22 protein-coding genes are annotated in these 25,616 nt (G+C 69.1%); 11 read left to right on the plus strand and 11 right to left on the minus strand.

Annotation, left to right across the window (positions count from 1 at the left end):
- Positions 1 to 104 precede the first annotated feature (104 nt).
- Together EJI01_RS03580 and EJI01_RS03585 are read left to right on the plus strand one after the other, a co-directional pair.
- Positions 105 to 1,022, plus strand: a complete 918-nt coding sequence (locus tag EJI01_RS03580) for an aspartyl/asparaginyl beta-hydroxylase domain-containing protein (RefSeq protein WP_126835752.1) — start codon at positions 105 to 107, stop codon at positions 1,020 to 1,022.
- A gap of 109 nt (positions 1,023 to 1,131) precedes the next feature.
- On the plus strand, positions 1,132 to 1,968 hold the full coding sequence (locus EJI01_RS03585) for an HDOD domain-containing protein (protein ID WP_126835753.1): 837 nt from the start codon (positions 1,132 to 1,134) through the stop codon (positions 1,966 to 1,968).
- 10 nt (positions 1,969 to 1,978) lie between these two features.
- Here EJI01_RS03585 and EJI01_RS03590 read toward each other — a convergent pair whose 3' ends face one another.
- The gene (locus tag EJI01_RS03590; RefSeq protein WP_126835754.1) at positions 1,979 to 3,793 is read right to left on the minus strand and encodes a hybrid sensor histidine kinase/response regulator; all 1,815 of its coding nucleotides are present in this window, start codon (positions 3,791 to 3,793) and stop codon (positions 1,979 to 1,981) included.
- Positions 3,793 to 4,413, minus strand: coding sequence for a response regulator (locus EJI01_RS03595; protein WP_126835755.1), 621 nt, complete (start codon positions 4,411 to 4,413; stop codon positions 3,793 to 3,795). The genes EJI01_RS03590 and EJI01_RS03595 overlap by 1 nt, the downstream gene beginning before the upstream one ends.
- 145 nt (positions 4,414 to 4,558) lie before the next feature.
- Between EJI01_RS03595 and EJI01_RS03600 the strand changes: the two genes are divergently transcribed.
- Positions 4,559 to 4,834: a hypothetical protein gene (locus EJI01_RS03600; RefSeq protein ID WP_126835756.1), complete on the plus strand. Its 276-nt coding sequence runs from the start codon at positions 4,559 to 4,561 to the stop codon at positions 4,832 to 4,834.
- Here EJI01_RS03600 and EJI01_RS03605 read toward each other — a convergent pair whose 3' ends face one another.
- Entirely contained in the window at positions 4,835 to 5,743 is a 909-nt protein-coding gene (locus EJI01_RS03605) for a LysR family transcriptional regulator (RefSeq protein WP_126835757.1), read from the minus strand.
- 98 nt (positions 5,744 to 5,841) lie between these two features.
- Here EJI01_RS03605 and EJI01_RS03610 point away from each other — a divergent pair, with 98 nt between their 5' ends.
- Positions 5,842 to 6,831: a Bug family tripartite tricarboxylate transporter substrate binding protein gene (locus tag EJI01_RS03610; RefSeq protein ID WP_126835758.1), complete on the plus strand. Its 990-nt coding sequence runs from the start codon at positions 5,842 to 5,844 to the stop codon at positions 6,829 to 6,831.
- Positions 6,832 to 6,841: 10 nt separating this feature from the next.
- A complete protein-coding gene (locus EJI01_RS03615) occupies positions 6,842 to 8,560 on the plus strand; it encodes an FAD-dependent oxidoreductase (RefSeq protein ID WP_126835759.1) in 1,719 nt (572 codons plus the stop codon).
- Here EJI01_RS03615 and EJI01_RS03620 read toward each other — a convergent pair.
- Entirely contained in the window at positions 8,517 to 9,986 is a 1,470-nt protein-coding gene (locus tag EJI01_RS03620; RefSeq protein ID WP_185878802.1) for an HD domain-containing phosphohydrolase, read from the minus strand. The genes EJI01_RS03615 and EJI01_RS03620 overlap by 44 nt on opposite strands.
- Before the next feature lie 118 nt (positions 9,987 to 10,104).
- On the opposite strand from EJI01_RS03620, the gene EJI01_RS03625 reads away from it, so the two are divergent.
- From EJI01_RS03625 to EJI01_RS03645, 5 genes are all read left to right on the plus strand, one after another.
- Positions 10,105 to 10,812: a response regulator transcription factor gene (locus EJI01_RS03625; RefSeq protein ID WP_185878803.1), complete on the plus strand. Its 708-nt coding sequence runs from the start codon at positions 10,105 to 10,107 to the stop codon at positions 10,810 to 10,812.
- Positions 10,813 to 10,880: 68 nt separating this feature from the next.
- Positions 10,881 to 11,414, plus strand: coding sequence for a phosphatidylglycerophosphatase A (locus tag EJI01_RS03630; RefSeq protein ID WP_126835761.1), 534 nt, complete (start codon positions 10,881 to 10,883; stop codon positions 11,412 to 11,414).
- A gap of 5 nt (positions 11,415 to 11,419) precedes the next feature.
- Positions 11,420 to 11,923 carry a CinA family protein gene (locus EJI01_RS03635; RefSeq protein ID WP_260602306.1) on the plus strand — a complete coding sequence of 168 codons (504 nt, stop codon included), beginning with the start codon at positions 11,420 to 11,422 and terminating at the stop codon, positions 11,921 to 11,923.
- Between the two features lie 27 nt (positions 11,924 to 11,950).
- Positions 11,951 to 12,436 (plus strand): nuclear transport factor 2 family protein, encoded by a 486-nt coding sequence (locus EJI01_RS03640; RefSeq protein ID WP_126835763.1) that lies wholly within the window; start codon positions 11,951 to 11,953, stop codon positions 12,434 to 12,436.
- Positions 12,437 to 12,441: 5 nt separating this feature from the next.
- Entirely contained in the window at positions 12,442 to 12,750 is a 309-nt protein-coding gene (locus tag EJI01_RS03645) for a GNAT family N-acetyltransferase (protein ID WP_126835764.1), read from the plus strand.
- Here EJI01_RS03645 and EJI01_RS03650 read toward each other — a convergent pair.
- Positions 12,740 to 13,924, minus strand: coding sequence for an MFS transporter (locus EJI01_RS03650; protein ID WP_126836127.1), 1,185 nt, complete (start codon positions 13,922 to 13,924; stop codon positions 12,740 to 12,742). The genes EJI01_RS03645 and EJI01_RS03650 overlap by 11 nt on opposite strands.
- 178 nt (positions 13,925 to 14,102) lie before the next feature.
- Positions 14,103 to 14,885 (minus strand): YecA family protein, encoded by a 783-nt coding sequence (locus tag EJI01_RS03660; RefSeq protein WP_126835765.1) that lies wholly within the window; start codon positions 14,883 to 14,885, stop codon positions 14,103 to 14,105.
- A gap of 141 nt (positions 14,886 to 15,026) precedes the next feature.
- Between EJI01_RS03660 and EJI01_RS03665 the strand changes: the two genes are divergently transcribed.
- The gene (locus EJI01_RS03665) at positions 15,027 to 15,944 is read left to right on the plus strand and encodes a hypothetical protein (RefSeq protein ID WP_126835766.1); all 918 of its coding nucleotides are present in this window, start codon (positions 15,027 to 15,029) and stop codon (positions 15,942 to 15,944) included.
- A 25-nt stretch (positions 15,945 to 15,969) separates the two neighbouring features.
- Here the strand turns inward: EJI01_RS03665 and EJI01_RS03670 are convergent, their stop codons facing one another.
- The 5 genes from EJI01_RS03670 to EJI01_RS03690 all read right to left on the minus strand — a co-directional run bounded on the left by EJI01_RS03670 (position 15,970) and on the right by EJI01_RS03690 (position 25,611).
- A complete protein-coding gene (locus EJI01_RS03670) occupies positions 15,970 to 17,307 on the minus strand; it encodes an HlyD family type I secretion periplasmic adaptor subunit (RefSeq protein WP_126835767.1) in 1,338 nt (445 codons plus the stop codon).
- On the minus strand, positions 17,304 to 19,016 hold the full coding sequence (locus tag EJI01_RS03675; protein ID WP_126835768.1) for a type I secretion system permease/ATPase: 1,713 nt from the start codon (positions 19,014 to 19,016) through the stop codon (positions 17,304 to 17,306). Before EJI01_RS03675 ends, EJI01_RS03670 begins: the two co-directional genes overlap by 4 nt.
- A gap of 32 nt (positions 19,017 to 19,048) precedes the next feature.
- Positions 19,049 to 23,422, minus strand: a complete 4,374-nt coding sequence (locus EJI01_RS03680) for a beta strand repeat-containing protein (RefSeq protein ID WP_126835769.1) — start codon at positions 23,420 to 23,422, stop codon at positions 19,049 to 19,051.
- A 153-nt stretch (positions 23,423 to 23,575) separates the two neighbouring features.
- The gene (locus tag EJI01_RS03685) at positions 23,576 to 25,210 is read right to left on the minus strand and encodes an MFS transporter (RefSeq protein ID WP_126835770.1); all 1,635 of its coding nucleotides are present in this window, start codon (positions 25,208 to 25,210) and stop codon (positions 23,576 to 23,578) included.
- Positions 25,207 to 25,611 carry a DoxX family protein gene (locus EJI01_RS03690; RefSeq protein WP_126835771.1) on the minus strand — a complete coding sequence of 135 codons (405 nt, stop codon included), beginning with the start codon at positions 25,609 to 25,611 and terminating at the stop codon, positions 25,207 to 25,209. The genes EJI01_RS03685 and EJI01_RS03690 overlap by 4 nt, the downstream gene beginning before the upstream one ends.
- Between the last annotated feature and the right edge of the window lie 5 nt (positions 25,612 to 25,616).

Raw genomic sequence — 25,616 nt, forward strand, 5'->3', positions numbered from 1 at the left:
GCCCCCCGCGCGGCGGCCGCTCGCGTGCGAGATTCGGGCGCAGCAGGTATGCTGGCCGGCCTCCCGGCCGCCGACTTTCGACGCATCTTCTTGCGTCCACTCCCATGCCCAGTTTCCTCTCCTTCAAGCTTCTGATTCCCCTGGCCTTCCTGAGTGCAGGCCTGTACGTGCACTTCCGCGGCCAGGTGCGGCACCGCATCGGCCGCCAGCTGAGCGACCACTCCACCTTCCTGGCCCCTCTCAACGTGCTGATGTACTGGTTCTCTTCGGTGCCGTCGAAGCCCTACATCGACGTCCGGCAGTTCCCCGAACTGGACGTCCTGGAGAACAACTGGCAGACCATCCGCGACGAGGGCCTGAGCCTGTTCGACGAAGGCCATATCCGTGCCGCAGCCGGCTACACCGACATCGGCTTCAACTCCTTCTTCCGCACCGGCTGGAAGCGCTTCTATCTCAACTGGTACGGCGACTTCCTGCCCTCGGCCCGTGGCCTGTGCCCGAAGACCACCGAGCTCCTGGCCGGCATTCCCTCGGTGCGCGCGGCGATGTTCGCCATCCTGCCGCCGGGCAGCAAGCTGGTGCGGCACCGCGACCCCTTCGCGGGCTCGCTGCGCTACCACCTGGGCCTCAAGGTGCCGCAGGATGCGCCGAACTGCCGCATCTTCGTCGACGGCCAGTCCTACCACTGGAAGGAGGGCGAGGCCGTGATGTTCGACGAGACCTACATCCACTACGCGGAGAACCTCACCGACGAGACGCGGCTGATCCTGTTCTGCGACATCGAGCGGCCGCTCAACAACCCGGTCGCGCGGTGGATCAATCGCGAGATCGGCTGGCGCATGATCAAGGCAGCGGCCACACAGAACGTGGACGGCGAGCCGATCGGCGGCCTGAACAAGGCCTTCGCCCAGATCTACAGGATCCGCGTGCTGGGCAAGCGCCTGAAGGCCTGGAACAAGCCCAGCTACTACGCCGTCAAGTGGTTGATCTTCGGCGGCCTGTTCTACCTGCTCTTCTTCTGAGCGCCGGCGCGGCGTGCCGAAGTGTGCGTTGTTGCTCGTGCGCGATCGGGCCGGGGCCTGAAATCATCGGAAAATAGGGGCCCACGAAATCATCCAGGTGCCGCCGAGCATGCACGCGACAACCCTTGACGAGCTGTTTGCCCAGAACCACTCGCTGCCCACGGTGCCGAAGGTAGTGCGTGATTTGATCGAGGTTCTGCAGAACGACAACGCCACGCTGGCGCAGGTGGCTCGCAAGATCGACGTCGACCAGGTGCTCACGGCCAAGATGCTGCGTCTGGCCAACTCGCCGTACTACGGCGTCCGCAAGAAGATCTCGACCATCGAGGAGGCCATTCGCATGCTCGGCCTGTCCTCGATCCGGACGCTGGTGGTCAGCTCGAACCTCGCAGGCGCTTTCAAGCGGATCCCCAACGTCGACCTGCCGATGTTCTGGCGCCACAGCCTGCGCGTCGCTTCCGTCGCGCGCCACCTGGCCGGCACGACGCGCGCCGTCGACCCGAACCTCGCTTTCACGGTGGGCAGCATGCACGCGATCGGCCACCTGATCATGTCCATCGCCATGCCCGCGCAGATGGCGCCGCTCGACGCCTCCTCTCCGATCGATGCCATGAACCGGCTTCAGGTCGAGGAGCAGGCTTTCGGCTTCCACTTCGGCGACGTCAGCGCCAAGCTGGCATCGCGCTGGAATTTCTCCGACGAGTTCATCACGGCCCTCGCCGGCTTCGCGCGGCCCATAGGCGTGCAGGCCTTCGATCCGCTCGCCGGCATCGTGCACCTGGCCGTTTGGCGAGTGGCCCTGGATCGCGAAGGCGCGTCGGCCATCGAGGCCCTCGAAGGCTGGCCCTCGGACGTCGCGCAGGCCGCGGGCGCCTCGCGCGAAATGCTGCAGGAGATGCCTACGCCGGCGGAACTCGCAGCCGATCTCGAGGTCATGATCGGCTGACCGCCGAGGCTCAGCGCGTCGAGAGCGCCAACGGCGAGGTATCGAGGCCCGCGAACGAGGAATCGAGCTCGCGCCCGTTCAGCACGAAGGTCATGGCGCGGTACAGCTCGCTCGGCAGCACCGGCTTGTGCAGCAGCGGCACGCCGCTGGCGCGCGCTTCACGCAGGCGCTGCGGCGCAGTGTCGCCGGTGATCAGGAGCGCCGGCAGTTCGGCGCCCAATTCGGCGCGCAGCGCGGCGATCGCCTCCGCGCCGGTGCGCAGTTCGCGCAGGCGGTAGTCGCTGATGACCAGGCCCGGCGGACGGGCGCGCGCGAGCGCCTGCGCCTCTTCGATGGAGTCGGCCACGTCGCAGTCGCAGCCCCAGGCGTCGAGCAGCTGGCGCATGCCGGTGCGCACCGACTCGTCGTCGTCGATCACCAGCACGCGCACATCGAACACGTTCGGCCCGCTGGGCGCGATGTCGGCACTGCCGGCCACCACGCCGATGCGAGCGACGGGCAGGCTGAGCCGGAAGACGGTGCCGCGCCCCGGCTTCGAAACCAGCGTGAGCTGTTGCCCGAGCGCCCGCGCCAGTCCCTGGGCAATGGCCAGGCCCAGGCCGAGGCCCTTGCGCCGGTCGCGCTCCGCATTGCCGAGCTGGTGGAATTCGCGAAAGATCGCCTGGTGCTGCGAGGGCTCGATGCCGATGCCGGTGTCCCACACCTCGACCAGCAGCGCCTCGCCGCGCGCGCGGCACCCCACCAGCACGCCGCCGCGCTCGGTGTAGCGGATCGCGTTCGACACCAGGTTGCGCAGGATCAGGGCCACCAGCGCCGGGTCCGCGTGCACTGCCGCATCGGTTTCGCGCGAGCGGTAGACGATGCCCTTGGCGTCGGCCTGCGGCGCGAGCTCGTTCTCGATCTTGTTGAGCAAGGGCTGCAGATGGAAAGACTGCATCTGCGGCTCGACCACGCCGGCCTCGATGCGCGAGAAGTCGAGCAGGGTGTCGAGCATCTCGGCCGAGGCCTGCCAGGTGGCGCGCGCATTCGCCAGCGCATCGTACTGGCCGGCCGAAAGCTTGCTGCGCGCCAGCACTTCGAGGAACAGGCCCTGCGCATGGATCGGCTGGCGCAGGTCGTGGCTGGCCGCGGCGAGGAACCTGGACTTGGCGAGGTTGGCTTCCTCGGCCGCGCGGTGCGCCGCCTGCGCATGCTCGGTCTCGACGCGCAGGCGTTCGATGAGTTCGAGGTTCTCGAAGCGCAGGCCGATCGCGGCGCGCGCCGCGCGCGAGCCGTTGCGCGCCTGGCCCAGCAGGGCCGCCGTATAGAGGAGCGCGGCCACGCCCAGGGCGTCGTACGCCGGATCGTCCATGGTCCACAGCTTCGTCCCCAGCACGATCAGCTCGGCGGCGCCGAACACGATGAACACCGGCAGGATCGGCGCCAGGGACGACATCGAGCTGCCCGCCACGCCGGCCAGCACGGCCACCACCAGGATGCTGCCTGCGACCGTGGTGGTGCCCAGCGCGGCCCAGGCCAGCGCGCCCCAGGCCGCGCCGTCGATCGCATTGAGCACCATCTTGTGCCGCAGCAGCCGGCGCGCACGCTCCGGGCTGATCTCGGACGCCAGCCAGCGCCGCGCCTCCCACGCCAGGTACAGCTTCAGCACCACGATGGCCGCGCACCAGGCGCGCAGCGCCACTGCGTTGCGCTCGTTGGAGAGCACCCACACGAGCAGCAACGCGACCAGGATGGTCGGAATGACCGAGCTTCCGATATTGCCCAGCTGCAGCCGCAGTTGCTCGACCAGCATGCGCTCCTCGGGCAGGCGGGAGCGCTCTGTCATCAGGCGACCAGGCCCCGGCGCCGGGCCGCGAAGCCGGCTTCCGACCGGCTCGACACCTGCAGCGCGGCCAGAACCGCCTGCACGTGGCCGCGCACGGTGTTCTCCGAGAGGTTGAGCCGGCGCCCGATGACCTTGTTCGAGAGTCCCTGGCACATCAGGTCGAGCACCTCGCTCTGGCGCGGCGTCAGAAGCTGGCGCGAGGCATCGCCTTCGCTCGCCGACATGGGCGCCGAGGATGCGGCCGCGACCGGCAGGCCCCGCCGCAGCTGATCGATCACGGCGAGGATCTTGTCGGCCGGTTCGGCCTTGGACACGAAGGCGAGCGCGCCGCGCTCCATGGCCAGCCTGACGTTGTGATGCGCGACGTCGGAAGAGAGGATGACCACCGCCGCCTCCGGCCACTTACGCTTGACGAGCGCGATGCCTTCCAGGCCGTTGAGCCCGTGCAGCTGGATGTCCAGCAGAACCAGCGCCGGGCTTTCCATCGGCGCACGCATGGCCTCCTCGAGCGAGGCCGCTTCTGCCACTTCCACGTCGGCGATGCCCGCGGCAAGCACCATGCGCAGTCCGCAGCGGAACAGCGCGTGGTCGTCGATGAGAAGAATTCTGGGCGGCAGCATGAGGGCGAGGCAATCTCGAAAAGCGCGATCATTCTGCGTCACTACGGCGGGCCTTCGCCCGGTCCAAATGGACTATTTACCCGCCAGCGCGTTGCGGCGACGATCCATAGCCAAAAGTTCACAAACCCCGCCCTCTTCCCGCCGAATGAAACCTCTCATCGAAATCCACCGCATCGGAACGGACGCCTATGGCTACCGCATCAGTGCTCTAGGCGGCGATGGGCAGGACAAGAGCGGCAGCGGCGCTTTCGATTCGCTGGAGCACTGCCTGTTCGACGCCGGCGCCTCGCTGGGCACGTATTTCTCGCGCGTGGAACTCAATCTCGAAGGCATGTTCCTGGGCTCCTGTTCTACCGACACGCTGCGCCGCAATCCCAAGGGCGTGGCCCAGCGTATCCGGCAGCACTTCCAGCCGGCCTGATCAACCCTCTTTCAGCGCACGCTGCAAGGTCTCGATGAAGCTGCGGCTCGCGGCCGACAGCGAACGCCCGCGCTTGGTCACGACCGAGATGTCGCGCGACACGCGCGGCGCGGCGATGGGCCGCACGACCAGCGCCGGGTCGCCCGCGGCCTTGGCGAAGGCCGAGGGCATGATCGACGCGCCCATGCCGCTGGCCGTCATCCAGAGCGCGGTCGAGAGGAACGAGACTTCGTTGACCACGTTGAGCGCCACGCCGGCCTGCGCCGCCGTGCCGTCGATCAGCGGACGGATGCCGTAGCCGGGGCGCACCGTGATCAGCGGGTGGCCGCCGAGATCCACCCAGCGCACCGCCTTCTTCGCCGACGCCAGCGCATGGTCGCGCGTGCAGACCAGCGCCAGGTGGTCGCGCAGCAAGGTCTGGGTTTCGACCTCGGCGCCCGGACGCTCGGGCGTGCCGATGCCGAAGTCCACATGCTCGCCGATGATGCGCGAGACGAACTGGTCGGGCGCGCAGTCGTCCACCACCACCCGCACTTGCGGATGCGCTTCGCCGAAACGCCGGATCGCCGCCGGCATCAAAAAGGAAGCCAGCGTCGGCGTGATGGCAAGGCAGACGCGGCCGCGCTGCAACTGCGAGAGCTCGCGGAAATCGGCAGAGAGCGAATCGACGTCGCGCAGGATGCGCTCGGCCGTGGGCAGCATCTCGGAGGCCGCGGCGGTCGGCTGCAGCGAGCGCGTGGTGCGGTCGAACAGCCGCGTGCCCAGGCCCTCCTCGAGCTGGCGGATCAGCATGCTCACGGCCGACTGCGTGACATAGAGCTTCTCGGCCGCGGCGCTGAGCTTGCGCAGCTGATGCACCGCGAGAAAGGCGCGCAGCTGGCGGATCGTGGGGCTGAACTTCTGATTCATCAGGGGAAATCATATTTCATTCGTAATTTATTGATTTACGAATGAATAAGGCTGCCGTCCAATGCGCGCTGGAGACAGACATTCACGAAGGAACGACGATGACAAGGAGCTTCGCCCGCGTACTGGTTCCGCTGGTCGCCGCCTGCGCCCTGCTCGCAGGCCCTGCCCGTGCCCAGGTGTCCGCCACGGACTTTCCCAACAAGCCGATCCGCATCGTCGTGACCTTCCCGCCCGGCGGCAGCGCCGACGCGGTGGTGCGCATGCTGGTGCCGCGGCTCAACGAGAAGCTCGGCCAGGCGGTGGTGGTCGACAACCGGCCCGGCGCCGGCGGCAACGTCGGCCTCGCCGTGGTGGCGAAGGCGCCGGGCGACGGCTACACGCTGGGCGTGGGCGCCGCCGGCGCGCTGTCGGCCAACACCAGCCTCTATGCGCAGATGCCCTTCGACCCGTCGAAGGACTTCAAGCCGGTCGGCATGCTCGCAGCCATTCCCTTCGTGATCGTGGGCCATCCCTCGCTCGCTGCGAAGACGCAGGCGCAGTTGATCGCGCTGGCGCGCGCCGAGCCGGGCAAGCTCTCGATCGGCCATGGCGGCAACGGCACGGCCATGCACCTGTCGGCCGCGCTGTTCAGCCAGATGGCCGAGGTCAAGCTGGTCGAAGTGCCCTACCGCGGCTCGGGGCCGGCGGCGGTCGACGCGATCGCGGGCCAGATCCCGCTGGCGGTGGTCGACCTGCCTTCCGCGCTGCAGCAGATCAAGGCCGGCAAGCTGATCGCCTTCGCGGTGACCAGCAGCGAGCGCCAGCCGATGCTGCCGGACGTGCCCACGGTGGCCGAGGCCGGCCTGCCCGGCTACGACTCCACCGGCTGGTTCGGCGTGGTGGCGCCGGCCGACACGCCGGCGCCCGTGGTCGCGCGCCTCAATGCCGAGATCAACGCGGCGCTCAACGACGAACAGGTGAAGAGCGCGATGCGCAACCTGGGCGTGGAGCCCGCGCCCGGCACCTCGAAGGCCTTCGACGACTACATCCGCGCCGAGACCCGGAAATGGGCCAAGGTGATCAAGGCCGCCAACATCAGGATCGAGTGAGAAGCGACGAATGAGCGAAGAATGGGAAGAACTCCAGGCCGACGTGTTCGTCGTCGGCGCCGGCCCGGTGGGCCTGACGCTGGCGATGGACCTGGCCTCGCGCGGCGTGCGCGTGCTGATCGCCGAGATTCGCCGCTATGCCGAACCGCCGAACGTGAAGTGCAACCACGTCTCGGCGCGCACGATGGAGCAGTTCCGCCGCCTGGGCGTGGCGCAAAAAGTGCGCGATGCCGGGCTGCCGGCGGACTACCCGAACGACGTGGTGTTCCGCACCAGCGTGACGGGCATGGAGCTCACGCGCATTCCGATTCCGTGCCGGCGCGACCGCTACACCGAGGCCGAGGGCCCCGACGCCTGGTGGCCGACGCCGGAGCCGCCGCACCGCATCAACCAGATCTACCTGGAACCGATCCTGCTCGAGCACGCGGCCGCGCTGCCGAACGTGACGCTGTTGAACCGCACGCAGGTCACGGACTTCGCGCAGGACGACGAAGGCGTGACCGCGACGGCCACCGACCTCGACACCGGCGCGACGCGCAGCGTCCGCTGCCGCTACATGGTGGGCTGCGACGGCGGCAGCTCCGGCGTGCGCAAGAAGATGGGCGCCAGGCTCGAAGGCACGGCCGTGATCCAGCGCGTGCAGTCGACCTACATCCGCGCGCCGCAGCTGCGCGCGATGATTCCGGGCAAGCCTGCGTGGTCGTACTACGCGATGAACCCGCGCCGCTGCGGCACCGTGTTCGCGATCGACGGGCACGAGACCTGGCTGGTGCACAACCACCTCAACGCCGAGGAGCCCGAGTTCGACTCGGTGGACCGCGACCGCTCGATCCGCGAGATCCTCGGCGTCGGCCCCGACTTCCGCTACGAGGTGATCAGCAAGGAAGACTGGATCGGCCGCCGCCTGGTGGCCAACCGCTTCCGCGCGGGCCGCGTCTTCATCGCGGGTGACGCGGCCCACCTTTGGGTGCCCTATGCGGGCTACGGCATGAACGCCGGCATTGCGGATGCCATCAACCTCTCCTGGCTGCTCTCGGCCTGCGTCGAGGGCTGGGCCGACGAGCGCATCCTCGATGCCTACGAGGCCGAGCGCCAGCCGATCACCGAACAGGTCTCGCAGTTCGCGATGGACCATGCGCAGAAGATGATGCGCGCACGCCGTGCCGTGCCGGCCGACATCGAGGCGCCCGGCGCCGCGGGCGATGCGCTGCGGGCCGAGGCCGGGCGCGAGGCCTATGCGCTCAACGTGCAGCAGTTCTGCTGCGGCGGCCTCAACTTCGGCTACTTCTACACCGGCTCGCCGATCATCGCGGGCGACGGCGAGGCGCCGCCGGCCTATTCGATGGGCGACTTCACGCCCTCCACGGTGCCTGGCTGCCGCGCACCGCACCTCTGGCTGGCCGACGGCCGCTCGCTCTACGACGCCTTCGGCCCGGGCTACACGCTGCTGCGCTTCGATCGCAGGATCGACGTCACGCCGCTCGAAGATGCCGCACGTGCCGTGCGCATGCCGCTCGCGGTGCTCGACGTCGACGCCGGGGACGTACCGCGCGCCTACCGGCACCGCCTGGTGCTGTGCCGCGCCGACCAGCACGTGGCCTGGCGCGGCGACCGCATTCCGGCCCAGGCGGATGCGCTGGTCGCCTTGCTGCGGGGGCAGGCGCGTCCCGCGGAAACGCCGGAACTCAATCGGAGCCCGGCGACAGCAGACCCATTGCCGACGCCTTGAGCGTGGCCGCGGCGCGACTCGTGGCGCCGAGCTTGCGGAACACGCTCTCGATGTGCGTGCGCACCGTCGCTGGGCTGATGCCCAGTTCTCGCGCCGCATCCTTGTTGCTGTCGCCGAGGCTGATGCGGCGCAGCACGTCGAGCTCGCGCGCCGTCAGGACGCTGCGCGATGCCGCCGGCCGAGGCGCTGGCGGCGCAGGGTCGTCCAGCGCCTGCACCACGCGCGCATCGAAAAGCCCTTGCTGCGCCCGCTGCGCCATCTGCCGCGACGCCTCCGTGGCCGACACGGCACTGCGCCAGGGCCGCCAGGCCTGCAGGGCGGTCCATGTCGCCGCCACCGGCAGCACGCGATAGACCATCGGGGTGGCGGCCTCGCCGACCCCCCGGAAATGGCCGGAGCCGTCGAGCCGCTCGCCCACCCAGGAGGCAATCTCCGCCTCCTGCTCCAGGCGCCGGATCTGGCGCGCGGCACGCCCGGTCCAGTAGGTGCTGAGCCGGATCTTCTCGCGGTCCTCGATCGTGAGCGGCGCCTGCGGATTCCACAAGGCATTGGGGATGCCAGCCCGGCCCAGTCCGTGCAGCAGGCCGGCACGCGCCACGCGCGCCTGCTCCGCGGGCGCCAGGCCGAGCCGCAGGGCGACCGACGCCGCAAGCCGCGACACCGCGCGCGAATGGCCGACCAGCCACGGCAGCTTGAGGTCGATCGCATCGGCCACGACGGCCAGGCTGACCATGGCATCGGCGGGCTCTCCCGGCTCCGGGGTGTCGAACGAAGGGTCGGGATCCTGCGCCAGCGCCGTCAGCCAGCGCTCCGCGCATTCGCAGGCCATCGCCACATGAGCGGCCGGATAGTACGTGCCGGCGCGCTCCTTCAGCATCGCCTGCGCGCCCGCGAGCCCATAGACGCGGGCGAAGATTTCGAGATCGCCTGCTAGCGAGACGATCAGGATCGCCAGCGGAATGGCGTCGCCGCGCAGGCCGCGCGGCTGCCCCTGGCCATCCCAGCGCTCGAAGGTGCAGCGCAACGCCTGCGCCACCGAGAGGCGAAGGCCCAGCAGTTCGGCAATCACCGCCGACACCTCGCAGTGGATCGCCGAGATCTCGCCGACGCGCTGCGGCAGCGACTCGGGCGCCACCAGGAGATGGATCCGGTCCATCTGCAGTGCGAGCATGGCGGCGCGTCCCGCCACGTCGTCGCTGATGGTCTGCGCGACGTCGGCTGCGTTGGCCGTGCAGCCGGCCCAGCGCAGCAGCGCTACCTGCAGCAGGTCGGCGCGCATCCCGGTCTCGAGCCCGAGCGCCTGCGCCAGCGCATCGGCCAGCTTCGCGACGCGGCAGGAATGGCCGATCGGCTGTCCCATGCTGAGGTCGCCCATGAAGGCCAGCGCCTTCAGGGCGTCGATGCGATGGATGCTTTCCGGATTCACTGTTCTGCTGCCGGCGGTGCTGCGATGGGACGACGATTTTGGCCGAAGGCGCGGTGACCGGCCCGCATCGGACATTCGACCGATACCGCATGCGCGGCCCGCACCACACAGTCGGCGCATGAGAAAGAGAATCAATGTGCTGGTCAGGCATTCCGAACCGCTGCTCGGCGTCGGCCTGGTGGCCGCGCTGCGGCAGCAGCCCGATTTCGAAGTGTTCGTGCACGGCGTCGACGAGCCCGCGGGAAGCAGCATCGACGTGGTGGTTGCCGACTACCAGGCCGGCCTGGCGCTGGCCGCCGGCCTGCGGCGCGATGCCGGGCCTGCGGCGCGGGCGCGCGCGAAGGTAATGGTCGTGGCCATGAGCGGCCGCGAGCACGAGATCCGCCTGGCGCTCGAAGGCGGCGTTCACGGCTACCTGCTGCTGGGCTGCGGCATCGAGGACCTGGCCGCCGGCGTTCGCAGCCTGGGCCGCGGCGCGCGCTACCTGTCTCCGGCCGCCGCGCAATGCCTCGCCGAGAGCCTGGCGCGCGAAGCGCTGACGGTGCGCGAGGCGGACGTGCTGCGCCTGCTGGCGCTCGGCCACAGCAACAAGGCGATCGCGCGCGAGCTCGGGATCGCGGTCGGCACGGTCAAGGCGCACGTCAAGCGCATCCTGGAGAAGCTCGGCGCGACGACCCGCACCGAAGCGGCGAGCATCGCCGTGCGGCACGGGCTGCTGGAGGTGCCGGCGCCCGCCGCGGGCGCGCCGGCGATCCATGCCTCGACAGCGACGCCGATGGCAAGCCGGGCCGATCGAAGGATCGCGCAGAGCGCGTGGGTCGCCTGAAACGCGCGGGTGGCGCCGCGGATGCGCGACACTGTCGCTCGATGCAGTCCGCTTCCAATTCCGGCGCCATGCCCGTTCCTTCTTTGCAGCGCCCGACGCTGCGCTTCCTGTTCGCACACCCCGCACACCTGATCGCGCTGGGCTTCGGCTCGGGGCTGCCGCGCCGCGCGCCGGGCACGGTGGGCACGCTGTGGGCCTGGGCCGCCTTCCTGGTCATGCAGCGCTGGCTCTCGACGCCGACGATCGGCTGGGTGATCCTCGCTTCGCTGCCGATCGGCTGGTGGGCCTGCACGGTGACCGCGCGCCACATGAACGTCGCCGATCCGGGCAGCATCGTGTGGGACGAAGTGGTCGCCTTCTGGCTGGTGCTGTGGCTGGTGATGCCGGCGGGGCTGCTGGCGCAGGCCGTCGCCTTCGCGCTGTTCCGCCTCTTCGATGCCGCCAAGCCCGGGCCGGTGGGCTGGGCCGACAAGCTCTTCAAGCAGCGCGACACCGCGCCGGGCGCGGTGCATTGGGGCGCGGCGGGCTTCGGCATCCTCTTCGACGACTTGGTGGCGGCCTTCTGTACCCTGCTGGTGATCGCCGCCTGGCACGGATGGTGAACGCGATGGACAACCACGAATCCGAAGACGACACGCCGGCGCTGGCCGGTCTGCTGGCCGAACTGCTGCAGCAAAAGGGCTGGATGCTCGCCACCGCCGAGAGCTGCACCGGGGGGCTGATCGCCGGCGCCTGCACCGAGCTCTCGGGCTCCAGCCTCTGGTTCGAACGCGGCTTCGTCACCTACTCCAACGCGGCGAAGACCGAGCTGCTGGGCGTCGACGCCGCGCTGATCGCGGCGCACGGCGCGGTCAGCGAGCCGGTCGCGCGCGCGATGGCCGAGGGCGCGCTGGCGCGCTCGCAGGCGCAGGCCGCGGTGTCGGTCACCGGCGTGGCCGGCCCCACCGGCGGCACCGCCGAGAAGCCGGTCGGCACGGTCTGGTTCGGCTGGTCGTTCGCAGGTCGCGTGCACACCGAACGCCGCCGCTTCGACGGCGACCGCGCCGCGGTGCGCGCCGCCACCGTGCGGCATGCGCTGCAGACGCTGGTGAACCTGCTGCGCGCAGGCTAGGGTCTTTTGACCCTAAGATGCCCGCCCATGCAAAACGAAGAAACCATCCAGCGCCTCTACCAGGCCTTCGCGAAGCTCGATGCCGACGCGATGGCCGCCTGCTACGCGCCGGATGCGCGCTTCGACGACGAGGCCTTCTCGCTCAAGGGCGCGCGCGAGGTCGGCGGCATGTGGAAGATGCTCTGCGAAGCCACGCGCGCCAAGGGCGCCGATGTCTGGAAGCTTAGCTGGCGCGACGTGAAAGCCGACGCCTCCACCGGCAGCGCCCACTGGGATGCACACTACCGCTTCAGCGCCACCGGCCGCCTGGTCGACAATTCGATCGACTCCAGCTTCACCTTCACGCCGGCCAGCTTGATCGCCACCCAGCGCGACCGCTTCGATTTTTGGGCCTGGTCGCGCCAGGCGCTCGGCACGCCGGGTCTGCTGCTCGGCTGGTCGCCGGTGCTGAAGAACAAGGTGCGCGCCGGCGCCGCGAAGAACCTGGCCGCCTACCTGGCCCGCAACCCCTGAACACCATGGCAGACATCAAGATCACCAACCAGCCCGCGCAGCACCGCTACGAGGCCCACATCGAAGGCCAGCTCGCCGGCTACTGCGAATACAACCTGCTCAGCGAAGCGGTGATGTTCACCCACACCGAGGTCCTGCCCGAGCACGAAGGCAAGGGCGTCGGCTCGGCCATCGCCAGGCACGTGCTCGACGAGGCGCGGGCCGAGGGCAAGCAGGTGATCCCGGTGTGCCAGTTCATCGCCGGCTGGATCCGCAAGCACCGCGAGTACGCCGAGCTCGTGCGGCCCGACGTGCAGCGCGCCTTCAAGATCTGAAGGCCGCGCCGGGCTTCGGCAGCCAGGCGAAGGCTGCGGCGCCGGCGACCAGCAGGAAGGCGATGGTCGCCAGCACCACCTTGAAGGTTTCGATGCCGTAAGCCGCGGCCACCGAGGCCACGGCGCCGGTGAGCCATTGCATCAGCGCCACGCCGAGGAACATCGCCATCGTGAACACCGCCATCGCGCGGCCGGTGAGCGCCACCGGGTAGGCGACCCGCACGTCGGCGTACTGCCAGACGATGAAGCCGGAGACGAGTCCGATCAGCATCGTGGCCGCGATGTCGAGCCAGGCCGCGTTCAAAAAGGCGATGGCGGCGAACAGGCCCGCATAGGCCAGCGCGCACAGCACGATGCGCCGGCGGCGCGCCGGGCCGTCGCGGTCGAAGCGGCCGAACAGCGGAGGGCCGACGAGCGAAATGACGGAAACGGCGAGCGCCACGTTGCCGCTTTGCACCAGCGAATAGCCGTGCCGCTCGATCAGCAGCGGGCCGAGCCACAGCCCGCGCAGCGAGATGAAGGCGGCATAGGTCACCGCGCCGAGCAGCAGGATGCCCAGCGTGTGCGGCATCGCGAACAGCGTGCCGAACTGGCGCAGCGCCGCCGGCACCGATTCCCTCGGCTGCGCGCCTTCGCGCGCCGGCTCGCGCACCCACAGCAGGATCGCCAGCCAGGCCGCCACCGAAGCCACGCCGAGCACGACGAAGCCCGCGCGCCACGAATGCGCCTGCACCAGCCACGCGAGCGGCGTGCCGGTCGCGAGCATGCCGACGCCGCCGATGCCGAGCACCAGCCCGGAGACCGAGGCGAAGCGCGCCGCCGGAAAGTGGCGCGCAATGAACACCGTGCACACCAGGAAGGCCGGCGCGCAGCCGACGCCGATCAGCACCTGGCCGGCCACCAGCACGAGGTAGTCGGTGGACAGCGCCGAGACCACCGCGCCGACGATGGCGAGCGGAAAGGCCGTCAAGACCGTGCGCCGCACGCCGTACAGGTCGATGCCGATGCCCATGAAGAGCTGCATCGCGCCGAAGGCGAAGTGGAAAGAGCCCGAGAAAACGCCCAGGTCCTGCGCCGAGAGCTTGAAATCCGCCTGCAGCTGCCCGGCCATGATCGCGCCCACGGTGCGGTAGGCCTGGCTCAGCGCGAAGGCGGTGCACAGGGCCAGCACCATGGCCCAGGCGCGGTTCAAGGGAAGTGCCAGCGACGCCGCGCTCACGGTGATCGCTCCGTCACGCCGCCGGGAACGCGATGCCAGGAACACCGCGGAACCGGCTTTGCCGGGCCGCTGGTGTTTCCCCCGGTGAGGGGGTTGGCGCAGCGACACGAAGTGCGCGAAGCCTGGGGGAGAGCTATTGCCCGTGGCATTTCTTGTATTTTTTGCCGCTGCCGCAGGGGCAGGGGTCGTTCCGGCCGGGCGTCGCTTCCTTGCGGATCGTCTCCACGCGCGGCCCCATGCTGCGCCAGAGCTGGCGCAGGTCGTACACGGCCCAGATCGCGGCGCCGAAATCGTCCAGGCGCTGCTGGCTCACGCTCGGCGGGCCGTCCTCGCTGTACATCGATACGTCGGGTTTGGCGCGGTCGTCCTCGGTCAGGGTGACGATGGTGTCGAGCGCCTCGTCGAGCATCCGCGCCGCCTCCTTGTCGCGCGGCGGGGCCCATTCCTCGGGCCAGTTCTCGACCGCGAACATGAAGCCGAGCGCCCAGACCTGCGCAAACGAAGGGATGGCCTCGCCCTCCATCTCGGCGCGCTCCTCCTCGGGCAGCGCCGCGATCGCGCCGCGCGTGTCCAGCACTTCGGGCTGCCAGGCGCGCTCGTCGTCGAGCGACTGCACGTCGGCGTCCAGCCCCTCGGCGATCTCGCGCCAGCGCCGCTTCCAGCGCCAGACGAACTCCATGTGCTGCGCCGGCACGAAGCTCTCGCCCAGCAGCACCGGCCAGTATTCGGCCGGCTCGATGGGCCGGCGCGTGCACACCAGCGCGGCCATGAAGCCCTCGCAGAACTCCCATTGCGGGATCTCGTCGTCGTGCTCGCGCATGGCGTCAAGCGCCTGGTCGAGGGCATCGAAATCGTCGGGGCCGAGAGGTGCGTCGTCGGGGCGGGAAGTGGGTGTAGCGGAGTCGATGGTCGTCATGGCGTTGCGGCGGCAGCCCTCTATGATGCAGCAGGGTTCTGGGAGACACACCATTTCAACACCGCCGCTTTCGCCGTTTCCTGCGCGTTACAGCGCCTTTGCGCCGTGCGCGCTCGGCCCGATCGCCAGCCTGCCAGCCCCATGAACCCTGTGAAACGAGGCACGCGCGTCCAGACGCGCAAGGGCCAGGCTTCGGCGCCGGCGCCGCTGGAGGCGAGCGCGCCGCCGCTGGAAGCCGGCGACTACGCGGAATTCCTGCGCACCATGCTGCCGCAGCAGCAGAAGGCGGTGGCCAGCCACCGGCTCGGCAGCGAGCGGGTATGGCTCAAGAAGGCCGGCCCGCCCCACGGCAAGCTGGGCTACCACCTGATGGCGGCGGTCGCCGGCCTGCTGCGGCTGGACGTGCTGACGCCGGTGCCGAATCCGGGCGGCGAGGCCGCCATCGCAACCGAGGCGCGGCGCCTGCGCGCGCTGGGCGCGGCCGGCCTGCGCGTGCCGGCGGTGCTGGCCCAGCAGCCGGACGGCCTGCTGATCTCCGACCTGGGCGAGAGCGGCCGGCCGCCGGTGGTGCTGCAGGAGCGGCTCGAACACGCCGCGGCCGCGGGCCCGGCCGCCCTGCTCTCGGTCTGGCGCGAAGGCCTGGCCGCCATCGCCACCGTCCATGCGCACGGCGCCTATCTGAGCCAAGCCTTCGACCGCAACCTCGTGCAATGCCCCGACGGCGTCATCGGCTACATCGACTTCGAGGACGACCCGGGCGAGACGCTGCCGCTGGCCGAGTGCCAGGTGCGCGACTGGCTCAGCTACCTGCACTCCACCGCCATGCTGGTGCGCGCCGCGTCGCCCCAGGCGGCCGGCGCGCGCTGGCACGCGGCGATGGCAGATGAAAGCGACGCAGTGCGCGAGCGGCTGGCCCTGGCGGCGCGGCGCATGCGCTGGCTTCGGCACCTGCCGGCCGGCCGGCGCTGGGGCCGGGACACGCAGCGCTCGCGCGCGGTGGCACGGCTGCTGGCGCGCTGGTACGGCCACGAGCTGCCCGCGCCGCCGCCGACGGACTGAGCCGCCGGCGGTCAGCAATTCTTCATCAGCGCTCCCGCACGGCGCGGCGCAGCACCTGCGTGACCGGCTCCACCAGGTACTGAAGCGGCGTGCGCTCGTCTCCCTTGACGTAGATCTCGGCCGGCATGCCGGCCAGCAGTTTCAGATCCCCTGCCGTCGCCAATGAAGCCGGGTCGGCCTCGACCAGCACCGAGTAGTAGGGGACATGGGTCGCGCGATCGATCAGGCGGTCGGCCGACACGTAGACCACCTTGCCGCGCACCAGCTGCGTGGTGCGGTACGTGAACGCGGTGAAACGGATGTCGGCTGCCTGGCCGCGATGGATCCGGCCAATGTCCTCGGTGCGAACGCGCGCATCGGTCACCAGCCGGGTGTCGTCCGGCACGACGTCGGCGATCGTCTCGCGCGGCGGGATCACCGAACCGGGCGTCGAATACTTCAGGTCGATGATTTCGCCGCTGGCCGGCGCCGTGATGACCTGGCGCGCCGACGCATCGAGCGACTTGCGCCGCTCCTGCTCGATCTCGGACAGCCGCGCCGCCGTGACCTTCAGCTGGTCGCTCGCATGCTGGCGGTAGTCGCTCTCCAGCGAGCGGATGCGCAGATCGGCATCGACCGTGCGCTGCTCGGCGCGCGCCAGCTCCGCGCGCCGTTCCTCGATCTTCACGCCGTAGTCGGCCACAGTGCCTTCCAGTTGGGCGATGCGGGTGGCCGAGATGAAGCCGTCCTTGAGCAGCTTCCGGTTGGTCTCGAGATCGCTTTTCTGGAACTTGATCGAATCGCTCGCCTGCGCGATCTGCGCGCGCAGCGCGACGATTTCTTCAGCGACCTTCTCGCGCTGCGAACGCAGCAAGCGCACCTGTCCCACGAGCGCATCGCGCCGCGCATCGAACAGCGAGCGTTCCTTCGCCAACTGCTCGGCCAGGCGCGGATCGCTTCCCGCAGTCTCGATCACGTCCGGCGGGAAGGTGATCGCGCGCGCCATGGTCTGCTCGGCGTCGAGTCGCGCCAGGCTCGCGCGCTCGGTCTTGACGCGATGGTCCAGCCGGTTCCTGTCGGCATCCACCGACACGTCGCCCAGCACCAGCAACGGCTCTCCCTGCCGCACGCGCTGGCCATCGCGCACCAGGACCTCGCGCACGATGCCGCCCTCGGCATGCTGCACCGGACGCCGGTTCAGGTCCACCTTCACGTAGGCCTGTGCCACGACGGCGGACGACAGCGGCGCGAAGCTCATCCAGGCGGCTGCCGGCAGCAATCCGCAGACGAGCACGGCCATGCCCCAGTGCGTCAGGCGACGCGCGTCGCGCACCTGGAGTGCCAGGGGATCATTGGCCGCGACGGCATTCGCGGCGTTGTTCATGACACCTTCTCCGCAGTGCGCGGCGGCATCGCCACCACCTGGCCGCCGCCCGTGTTCTGGCCCGTTCGCTTGATCGTCTGCATGACCTCCGCCACGGGTCCGTACTGCTGCACGCGACCGGCTTCCAGCACCAGCAGCTTGTCCATGTGCTGCACCAGCGTGCTGCGGTGCGTGACGAGGATCACCGTGACCTGCCCGCGCAGCGCCTTCAGCGCCTCCCCGAGCGCGAGTTCGCCGGCGCCGTCCAGGTTGGAATTGGGTTCGTCCAGCACCAGCAGCTTCGGGTTTCCATACAGCGCGCGTGCCAGCGCAATGCGCTGGCGCTGGCCCGGCGACAGCATCACGCCCATGGCGTCGATCACGGTGTCGTAGCCCTCGGGCAATGCCAGGACCAGCTCATGCACGCCGGCGCGTTCGGCCGCGTGCACGACCTTGTCCGGGTCGACTTCGCCCAGCCGCGCGATGTTGTCGGCCACGGTGCCGGCAAACAGCTCGACGTCCTGAGGCACGTAGCCGAGCCAGGGGCCGAGTTCCTCGCGCGGCCATTGCGCGAGGTCGACGTGGTCCAGCCGCACGACACCGGCGGTGGGCCTCCAGAGGCCCGTCAACAGGCGCACCAGGGTCGACTTGCCGGCACCGCTTGCGCCCGTGATGGCCAGCGATTCGCCGGGCTCCAGGCTCAGCGACACGCCGGCAAGGATCATCCGCTCGCTCTGCGGCGGCCGGAACACCAGGCCCTGCGCATGCAGGCGGCCGGTCGGCGCGGGCAGCGTCATGCGCTCCGGCTGGCGCTCGGCGGCGCCCAGCAGCTCGGACAGGCGCGCGAAGGCGAGACGCCCCTCGGCCAACACGCGCCAGCTCCCCACCACCTGTTCGACCGGCGCCAGCGCCCGGCCCAGCAGGATGGTGCAGGCCACGAGGATGCCGGGCGTGCCTTCGCCCGTGATGACGAGGTAGGCACCGAGGGCCTGCAGCAGCACCTGGACCGCCTGGCGCGTGGTCCGCGTGATCGCTGCCATCGCCACCGACTTGCGCGCGGTCGGTCCCTGCAGCGCGGTCACGCCGGCGTTGAGCTGCCGCCAGCGACCGATCAGCGCCTCACCCATCCCGAGCGACTGCGCGAGCTCGGCGTTCTGCATCGAGGCTTCGAGGTAGCGCGTGGCCTTGGCGGCTTCATTCTGCAGCGCCTCGATGTCGCGGCGCGTGACGCGGTCGTTCACCACGGCAAGGATGAGCATCAGCAACGACGCGCCGGCGGCCGCGATGCCCAGCGCCGGGTGCGCCAGCCAGATGACGGCGACGTAGACGAAGGCCCATGGCATGTCGAACAGCGCCAGCAGCCCCTGGGCGGAGAACAGGCTGCGCAGTGCCGCGACATCGCGCAGCCCTTCCGACGGCGCCCGCTCCGCGCGCTGCGCCGAGCGGGCCAGCATGACCTTGGCCACGGTCGGGGACAACTGCTCGCCGACCAGGTGGCCGGCGACGCCCTGCAGGCGGCTGCGCAGGTAGTCCAGCATCAGCATCAGGCCGAGGGCCACGGCCACGCCGAGCAACAGGACCAGCAGCGTTTCCTGGCTTTGGCTCGTCAGCACGCGGTCGAATACCTGCAGCATGAACAGCGCGGGGGCGAGCAGCAGCAGATTGACGAAGAAGGAGAAGCCCGCGACAAAAAGGAGCGGCCGCTTGAGCAGCCTTAAAAGAGGCTTCATGCCGCTCGCGCCGGCTGGCGAACGGCAGAAGGTCACGCGCCGACCTTGATGTCGTTGTGGTCGAACGTATCCGCCGGATTGGTTTGCGTCAGCGTCGCCACCAACGTGCGGTTGGCGGCGCTGAGGCCATCCGCGTCGTAGTACAGGTTGCCGGTCGCGCTGTCGTAGATCACGTGCACGCCCGAGCCCACTGTGTCTCCAGCACCGCCGCCGTCCAAGGATGCGAACTCGGTCGCCGACAGCGTGCTGCCGCTCGCGGTCGAGAGAGCCGTGAAGACTCCGAGCGACAGCTCGATCAGGTCGCCGCTCGCCGCCGACCCGGAGGCGTCGAAGTCGGAGATGAAGTCCACGGCGTTCGGCGCCGAGTCGAAAACGAAGGTGTCGTTGTCGGCCCCGCCGGTGAGCGTGTCGGCACCCGTCCCGCCGACGATCCGGTCGTCGCCGCCGAGGCCGTCGATCGCATCGTTGCCGCCGCCGCCGCGCAACTGGTCGGCCGACGCCGAGCCGGTGATCGTGTCGGCGAAGGCAGTGCCGATGACGCCCTCGAAGTTCTTGTAGGTGTCGGAGCCGAGCCCGGCGGCACTGGCATCGAAGCTCGTCGCGCTGCCGCCTTGCGTCAGCGTGAACGTGAGGCCGGCCGTGCCGTCCGAGAAGTCGAGCAGGTCTGCTGCGCCGCCGGCGCCGTCGAGCGTGTCGTTGCCGCCGCCGCCGCGCAGGATGTCGTTCGAGGCGCTGCCGGTCAGGGTGTCGGCGTGGGCTGTGCCGATCACGCCCTCGATGTTCTGGTATCTGTCGTTGTTGCCAAGCCCCCCGGTGCCGTTGGCGATGCTGGTCGACACGGCACTTTGGACGAGCGTGAAATTGACCGCCGCGGTGCCGTCCGAGAAGTCGAGCAGATCCTCGCTGCCGGCGCCGCCGTCCATCGAGTCGTTGCTGCCGGCGCCGCCTCGCAGCACGTCGTTGCCTGCGCCGCCAGACAGACTGTCGCTGCCATCGCCGCCAATCAGCAGATCGTTGCCGGAAGAGCCAATCAGCGTGTCGGCCCCATTGCCGCTGCCTCCGATGAAGACATCGCCGGCCGCACCACCCGTCAACTCGTCGGCACCGCCGCGGCCGTCGATGTAGGAGGCTTGATACGTGCCGGCCGCGCTGAGATCGATCTCGTCGGCGCCGTTTCCGGTGGACACGGCCCTGATGTCGATCGTCGCCGTCGCCGTCGCGGTGCCCCCGGCGCCGTCCGACACGGTGTACTGGAAACTGCCGGCCGTGGCTCCCGCCGTGTTGCCGCTGGTGAAGCTGATCGTGCCGTTGGCGGCGTTCAGGGTCAGGCCGGAAATTCCGACCGCGCCGCCGACGCTGGTGATCGTCAAGGCGAGACCATCGATGTCGGTGTCGTTGCCGAGGAGTGCGTTCACCGACATCGTGACGAGCGTATTGCTCGAGACGATGATCCTGTCGGGCGCCGCGACCGGGTTGTCGTTCACCGCGCTGACTGCGATGCTCGCCGTGTCGGTGGCGCTCGAGAATGCGGAGCTGCCCCCGCTGACTGCAGTGCTCACCATGGTGCCCGCCGTGCCGCTGGTTTGATCCCAGGCGCGGAAGGTGATGCCGTCGCTGACCGTGCCGTTGAAGTTGGAATCGCCCTGGAAGTAGACGCGCGTGTTCGTGTCGGCAGCCAGCAGCAGGGCGGAGGTTTCCGAAACTGCACCGACCGCCGTCCAGTCGCTCCCGCCATTGGTGGAATACCACCAAGTCCCATTGGCGCTGTTCACGCCCGTCAACGCGATGCCGGTGATGGCGCCGTTGTCCGCATCGGTCACGTTGTCGAGGCCGCCGGCCGGCGGGCTGAGATTCACCAGGCTGGACACGAGCGTGCCGACGGCTCCAGCAGGCGCGCCCGCGTCCTCGGTGACCGATGCCAGGACCGGTGTCGCGGCAGCACTCAGGAGCGGCGCGTCGTTGGCGCCATTGATGGTCACCGTCACGAGCTGGCTGGCCGTGCCGTCGGAGGACATGGCCGTGAAGCTGTCGCTGATCGACTGGCCGGCGCCCAACTGTTGGATCGCTGCTTGGCTGCTGTCGGCCGTGAAGCTCCAGCTGCCGTCGGTAGCCAGCGCGAAGCTGCCATAGCCGTTGCTGCCGGCAGTGCTCGCTTGAGGCGTGAAGTTGGACTGGCCTTGGTCGACATCGGCGATCGTCAGCATGCCGCCGGTGCTCAGGTTAGGCGTCGAGTCGTCCTCGCTTACGGTGCCGCTGGCCACGCCACCGATCACCGGCAGGTCGTTGGTGCCGGTGATGGTCACCGTCACGAGCCGGCTGGCCGTGCCGTCGGACGAGATGGCCGTGAAGCTGTCGCTGATCGACTGGCCTGCGCCCAGCTGTTGGATCGCTGTTTGGCTGTTGTCGGCCGTGTAGCTCCAGCTGCCATCGGCCAGCAAGCTGAAGCTGCCATAGCCGTTGCTGCCGGCGGTGCTGGCTTGGGACGCGAAGTTGGATTGGCCTGCATCGACATCAGCGATGGTCAGCACACCGCTCGTCGCAAGGTTGCTGCCAACCACGCCCACATCTTCTTGCACCGCGCCGCCGGCTACCCCACCGATCACCGGCACGTCGTTGGTGCCGGTGATGGTCACCGTCACCACTTGGCTCGCCGTGCCATCGGACGAGACTGCGATGAAGCTGTCACTGATCGACTGTCCGGCGCTTAGCTGCTGGATCGCTGTTTGGCTGTTGTCGGCCGTGTAGCTCCAGCTGCCATCAGCCAGCAAGCTGAAGCTGCCGTAGCCATTGCTGCCGGCAGTGCTTGTCTGAGGCGTGAAGCTGGACTGACCTTGGTCGACATCGGCGATCGTCAACACGCCGTTGGTGCTCAGGTTCGGCGTCGAGTCGTCCTCGCTCATCGCGCCGCTTGCCACGCCACCGATCACGGGCACGTCGTTGGTGCCATTGATGGTCACCGTCACCACTTGGCTCGCCGTGCCATCGGACGAGACTGCGGTGAAGCTGTCGCTGATCGATTGCCCAGCACCCAGCTGCTGGATCGCGCTTTGGCCGTTATTGGCTGTGTAGCTCCAGCTGCCATCAGCCAGCAAGCTGAAGCTGCCGTAGCCATTGCTGCCGGCCGTGCTGGCTTGGGGCGCGAAGTTGGATTGGCCTGCATCGACATCGACGATCGTCAACACACCGCTGGTGCTCAGGTTAGGCGTCGAGTCGTCCTCGCTTACCGCGCCGCTGGCCACGCCACCGATCACCGGCACGTCGTTGGTGCCGGTGATGGTCACGGTCACGAGCTGGCTCCCCGTGCCGTCGGAAGACACCGCGGTGAAGCTGTCGCTGATCGACTGGCCGGCACCCAACTGTTGGATCGCTGCTTGGCTGTTATCGGCCGTGTAGCTCCAGCTGCCGTCGACCGCCAGTGTGAAGCTGCCGTAACCGTTGCTGCCAGCCGTGCTTGTCTGAGGCGTGAAGCTGGACTGCCCTTGGTCGACATCGGTAATCGTCAACACGCCGCTGGTGCTGAGATTCGGCGCCGAGTCGTCCTCGCGTACGGCGCTGCTGGTCACGCCATCGATCACCGGCACGTCGTTGGTGCCGGTGATGGTGATGGTCACCGTCGCCAGACCGCTGTTTCCGTCGGCGTCCTTCACCTCGTACGTGAAGGTATCGGTCGCGCTCTCGCCCGCGGCCAGGTACTGGAAATCAGCCGGGTTGGGCTGGTAGTGGAAATACCACGTCGATGGACTGTCCATGGCCGGCTGCACAAGGGTCGCCGTTCCGTGAGTCGGCGCCGAGGCGAGCTCCAAGGTCTTGACAAGGTCGGGAACCAGATCGTTCTGCAGCACATGGATCTGCACCCCGGGCCCATCTTCGGTCGTCGTCTCGACGTCGTTCAGCGCCGTCACCGCTTCGTTGGCCGGATTCTGTTCGATGCCGTCCACGAGGATTCTCAAGACTTCCGTCATCTGGACCGTCAGCGTGGACGACCCGAAGCTAAAGACGAAATCGCTGGCCGAGCCATTGGAAACCTCGCCCGTCCTGGCGTTGGTGACAGCGGAAAGATGCGCCAGGTAGGCCGCAATTTGCGTCTGAGTGGAAGACTGCAGCCACTGCGCCCTGGTGAATTGGAGCTCAAGCGTATCGACACCCGACCCGCCCGTGTACACGTCATTCGTGCCCGCCGCGAGGTTTTCGCTCACGTTGTAGATCAACGTGTCGCTCCCCGATCCTCCGTTGAGCTGGTCGCTGCCACTGCCGCCGTCGAGGATGTCGCTTCCCGCTCCGCCATTCAGCGAATCGTTCCCGCTACCGCCATCGACGCTGTCATCGCCGTTGCCGCTGTTGATGGTGTCGTTGCCGACGGTGCCTGTGAGGCTGTCGTTTCCGTTGGAGCCTGTCATGGTCGCCATGTTTTTCCTTGAAGAGCACCGGGAATGCCGGCGATATGAAGACCATCATCAAGGTCATCGCTCTCAAGCGCATGGGACGGATGTCCTCATTTCATCGTCGACAAGTACCGGAACGATTCATACGAAAGTAGTACTTTTGTCCTGGCAACGCAGTCATGTCAGAGCAGCTTCGTCGCCGGCCGCCGCGCTGCGCGCCTCGAGCGCGAGGAAGTGATGCACCACCGGCCGCTCCGGCCCGAGGTGGAAGCGAAAGGCCTCGGCCTGCACGTCCGCGTCGGCATGGGACACGCGGCGGTGCTGCCGCAGGTGCTCGGCCCACGACTCCACCAGGAACCACTCCATCACACGTTCGGGCTCTGCCGCGTCCTCGGTGATGCCCCAGGCATAAGCGCCGTCGCGGCGGCGCTCCATCGACAGGCGCTGCATGGCCTGCACGAAGGCGGCGCGGTCTTCCTTGCGGATGCGGTACTCGACCTGGACCATGACCGGCCCGCGGTCGTGCGCGACGGACTCGGCGACGAGCGGCTCGGGCCAGTGGTTGGAAGGCTGCAGATCGGCTTCGCCCGCGGGCAGCCGGACGCGGTGGAAGCCGATCGCCACCAGCGCCAGCCCGAGGGCGCCGGCCAGCAAGGTCATCGGCACGCCGATCTGCTGCGCCACCAGGCCCCAACCCAGGCTGCCGGCTGCCATGGCGCCATTGAACACGGTGAGGTAGACGGCCAGCCCCCGGCCGCGCACCCAATTCGGCAGGATGGACTGCGCCACGCCGTTGAGCGTCGTGAGCGCGATGATCCAGCCGACGCCGAGCAGCAGCAGCAGCCCCACGGCCAGCCACTGTGGCGGCGCGAGCACCAGAGAGCCCATCACCGCGGCGGCGATCAGCGAGGCCAGCAGCACCAGCCCGTCGGCATCGAGTCGCGCTCGCAGGCGCGGCAGCAGCACCGCGCCCAGGATGGCGCCGGCGCCGACGGCGCCGAGCAGCAGACCGTAGAAGCCGGCGGAGCCGCCCAGCATCTGTCGCGCCACCAGCGGCAACAAAGCCCACACCGCGCTTGCGTACAGGAAGAACACGGCAGCGCGCAGCAGCACCACGTGCAGTTCGCGGCTGGCGCGCGTGTAGCGCAGGCCCGCGCGGAAGGCCCCGAGGAAGTTCTCGGACAAGCCGCTGTCGGCCGCGGCCGGCCGGCGCCACCAGAGCAGCGCCGCGATGACAAACACATAGCTCAGGACGTCGACGCCGTAGGTCAGCGCCGCGCCGAAGCTCGCGAGCAAAAGGCCGCCCGCCGCCGGGCCGATCGACCGCGCGATATTGATGCCTAGCGAGTTCAGCGCCACCGCGCTCTTGAGCTCCGCGCGCGGCACCAGCTCCGGCACGATGGACTGCCAGGTCGGCCCCATGAGGGCGGCGCCGATGCCACCCACGAAGGTCAGGGCGATGAGGTATTCCACCGTGAGTGCGCCCGTGTGCGAGAGCACAAGCAGCGTGCCGCTGACCGCGGCCAGCACCAGCTGCACGAAGATCAGGAAACGCCTGCGGTCGAGGATGTCGGACAGCACGCCCGCGGGAATCGCGAGCAGGAAGATCGGCAGCGTCGCGGCGGTCTGGACCAGCGCCACGGCGGCCGGACTGGCGGACAGATCCGTCACCAACCACGAGCTCGCCACGTCGCGCATGAAGCTGCCGATGTTGCCGAGCACGGTCGCCGCCCACAGCACGGCGAACACGGGCTGGCGCAGGGGCGCGAAGCTGCCTGGAGGCTTGGCGAGGGCGGATGCGGGCGAGTTCATGCGCGCCCCTCGTGCTGCGGCTGCAGGTCATGCCATGCCACCAGCACGAAGCCGCCGACCAGCCCCATGTGTTCGAAGAAGGAGTTCGCGGCCATGAAGCGCTCCGGCGGCGCCATCTCCCAGAATCGCAGGGCTACGAAGGTTGCGAGCAGCGTGAAGCCGGCCAACGCCAATGCGCCCAGCCAGCGATAGAAGCCCGTGAGGATCAGCACCGACGCGCCGAGCTCGAGCACGATGACGGCGATCGCGAGCGGCGCCGCGGGGGACAGGCCGAAGTGATTCATCTCGGCGATCGCCGCCGGGAAATCGATCGCCTTGTTCAAGCCGCCTTGCAGGTAGGCCGCACACAGGCCCAGCAACGCGAGCCATCGCACCCAGGGTGCGATGAAGAGATTGCGCATCGCAG

Source organism: Variovorax sp. MHTC-1, from assembly GCF_003984645.1.
Taxonomy (GTDB): Bacteria; Pseudomonadota; Gammaproteobacteria; order Burkholderiales; family Burkholderiaceae_C; genus Variovorax.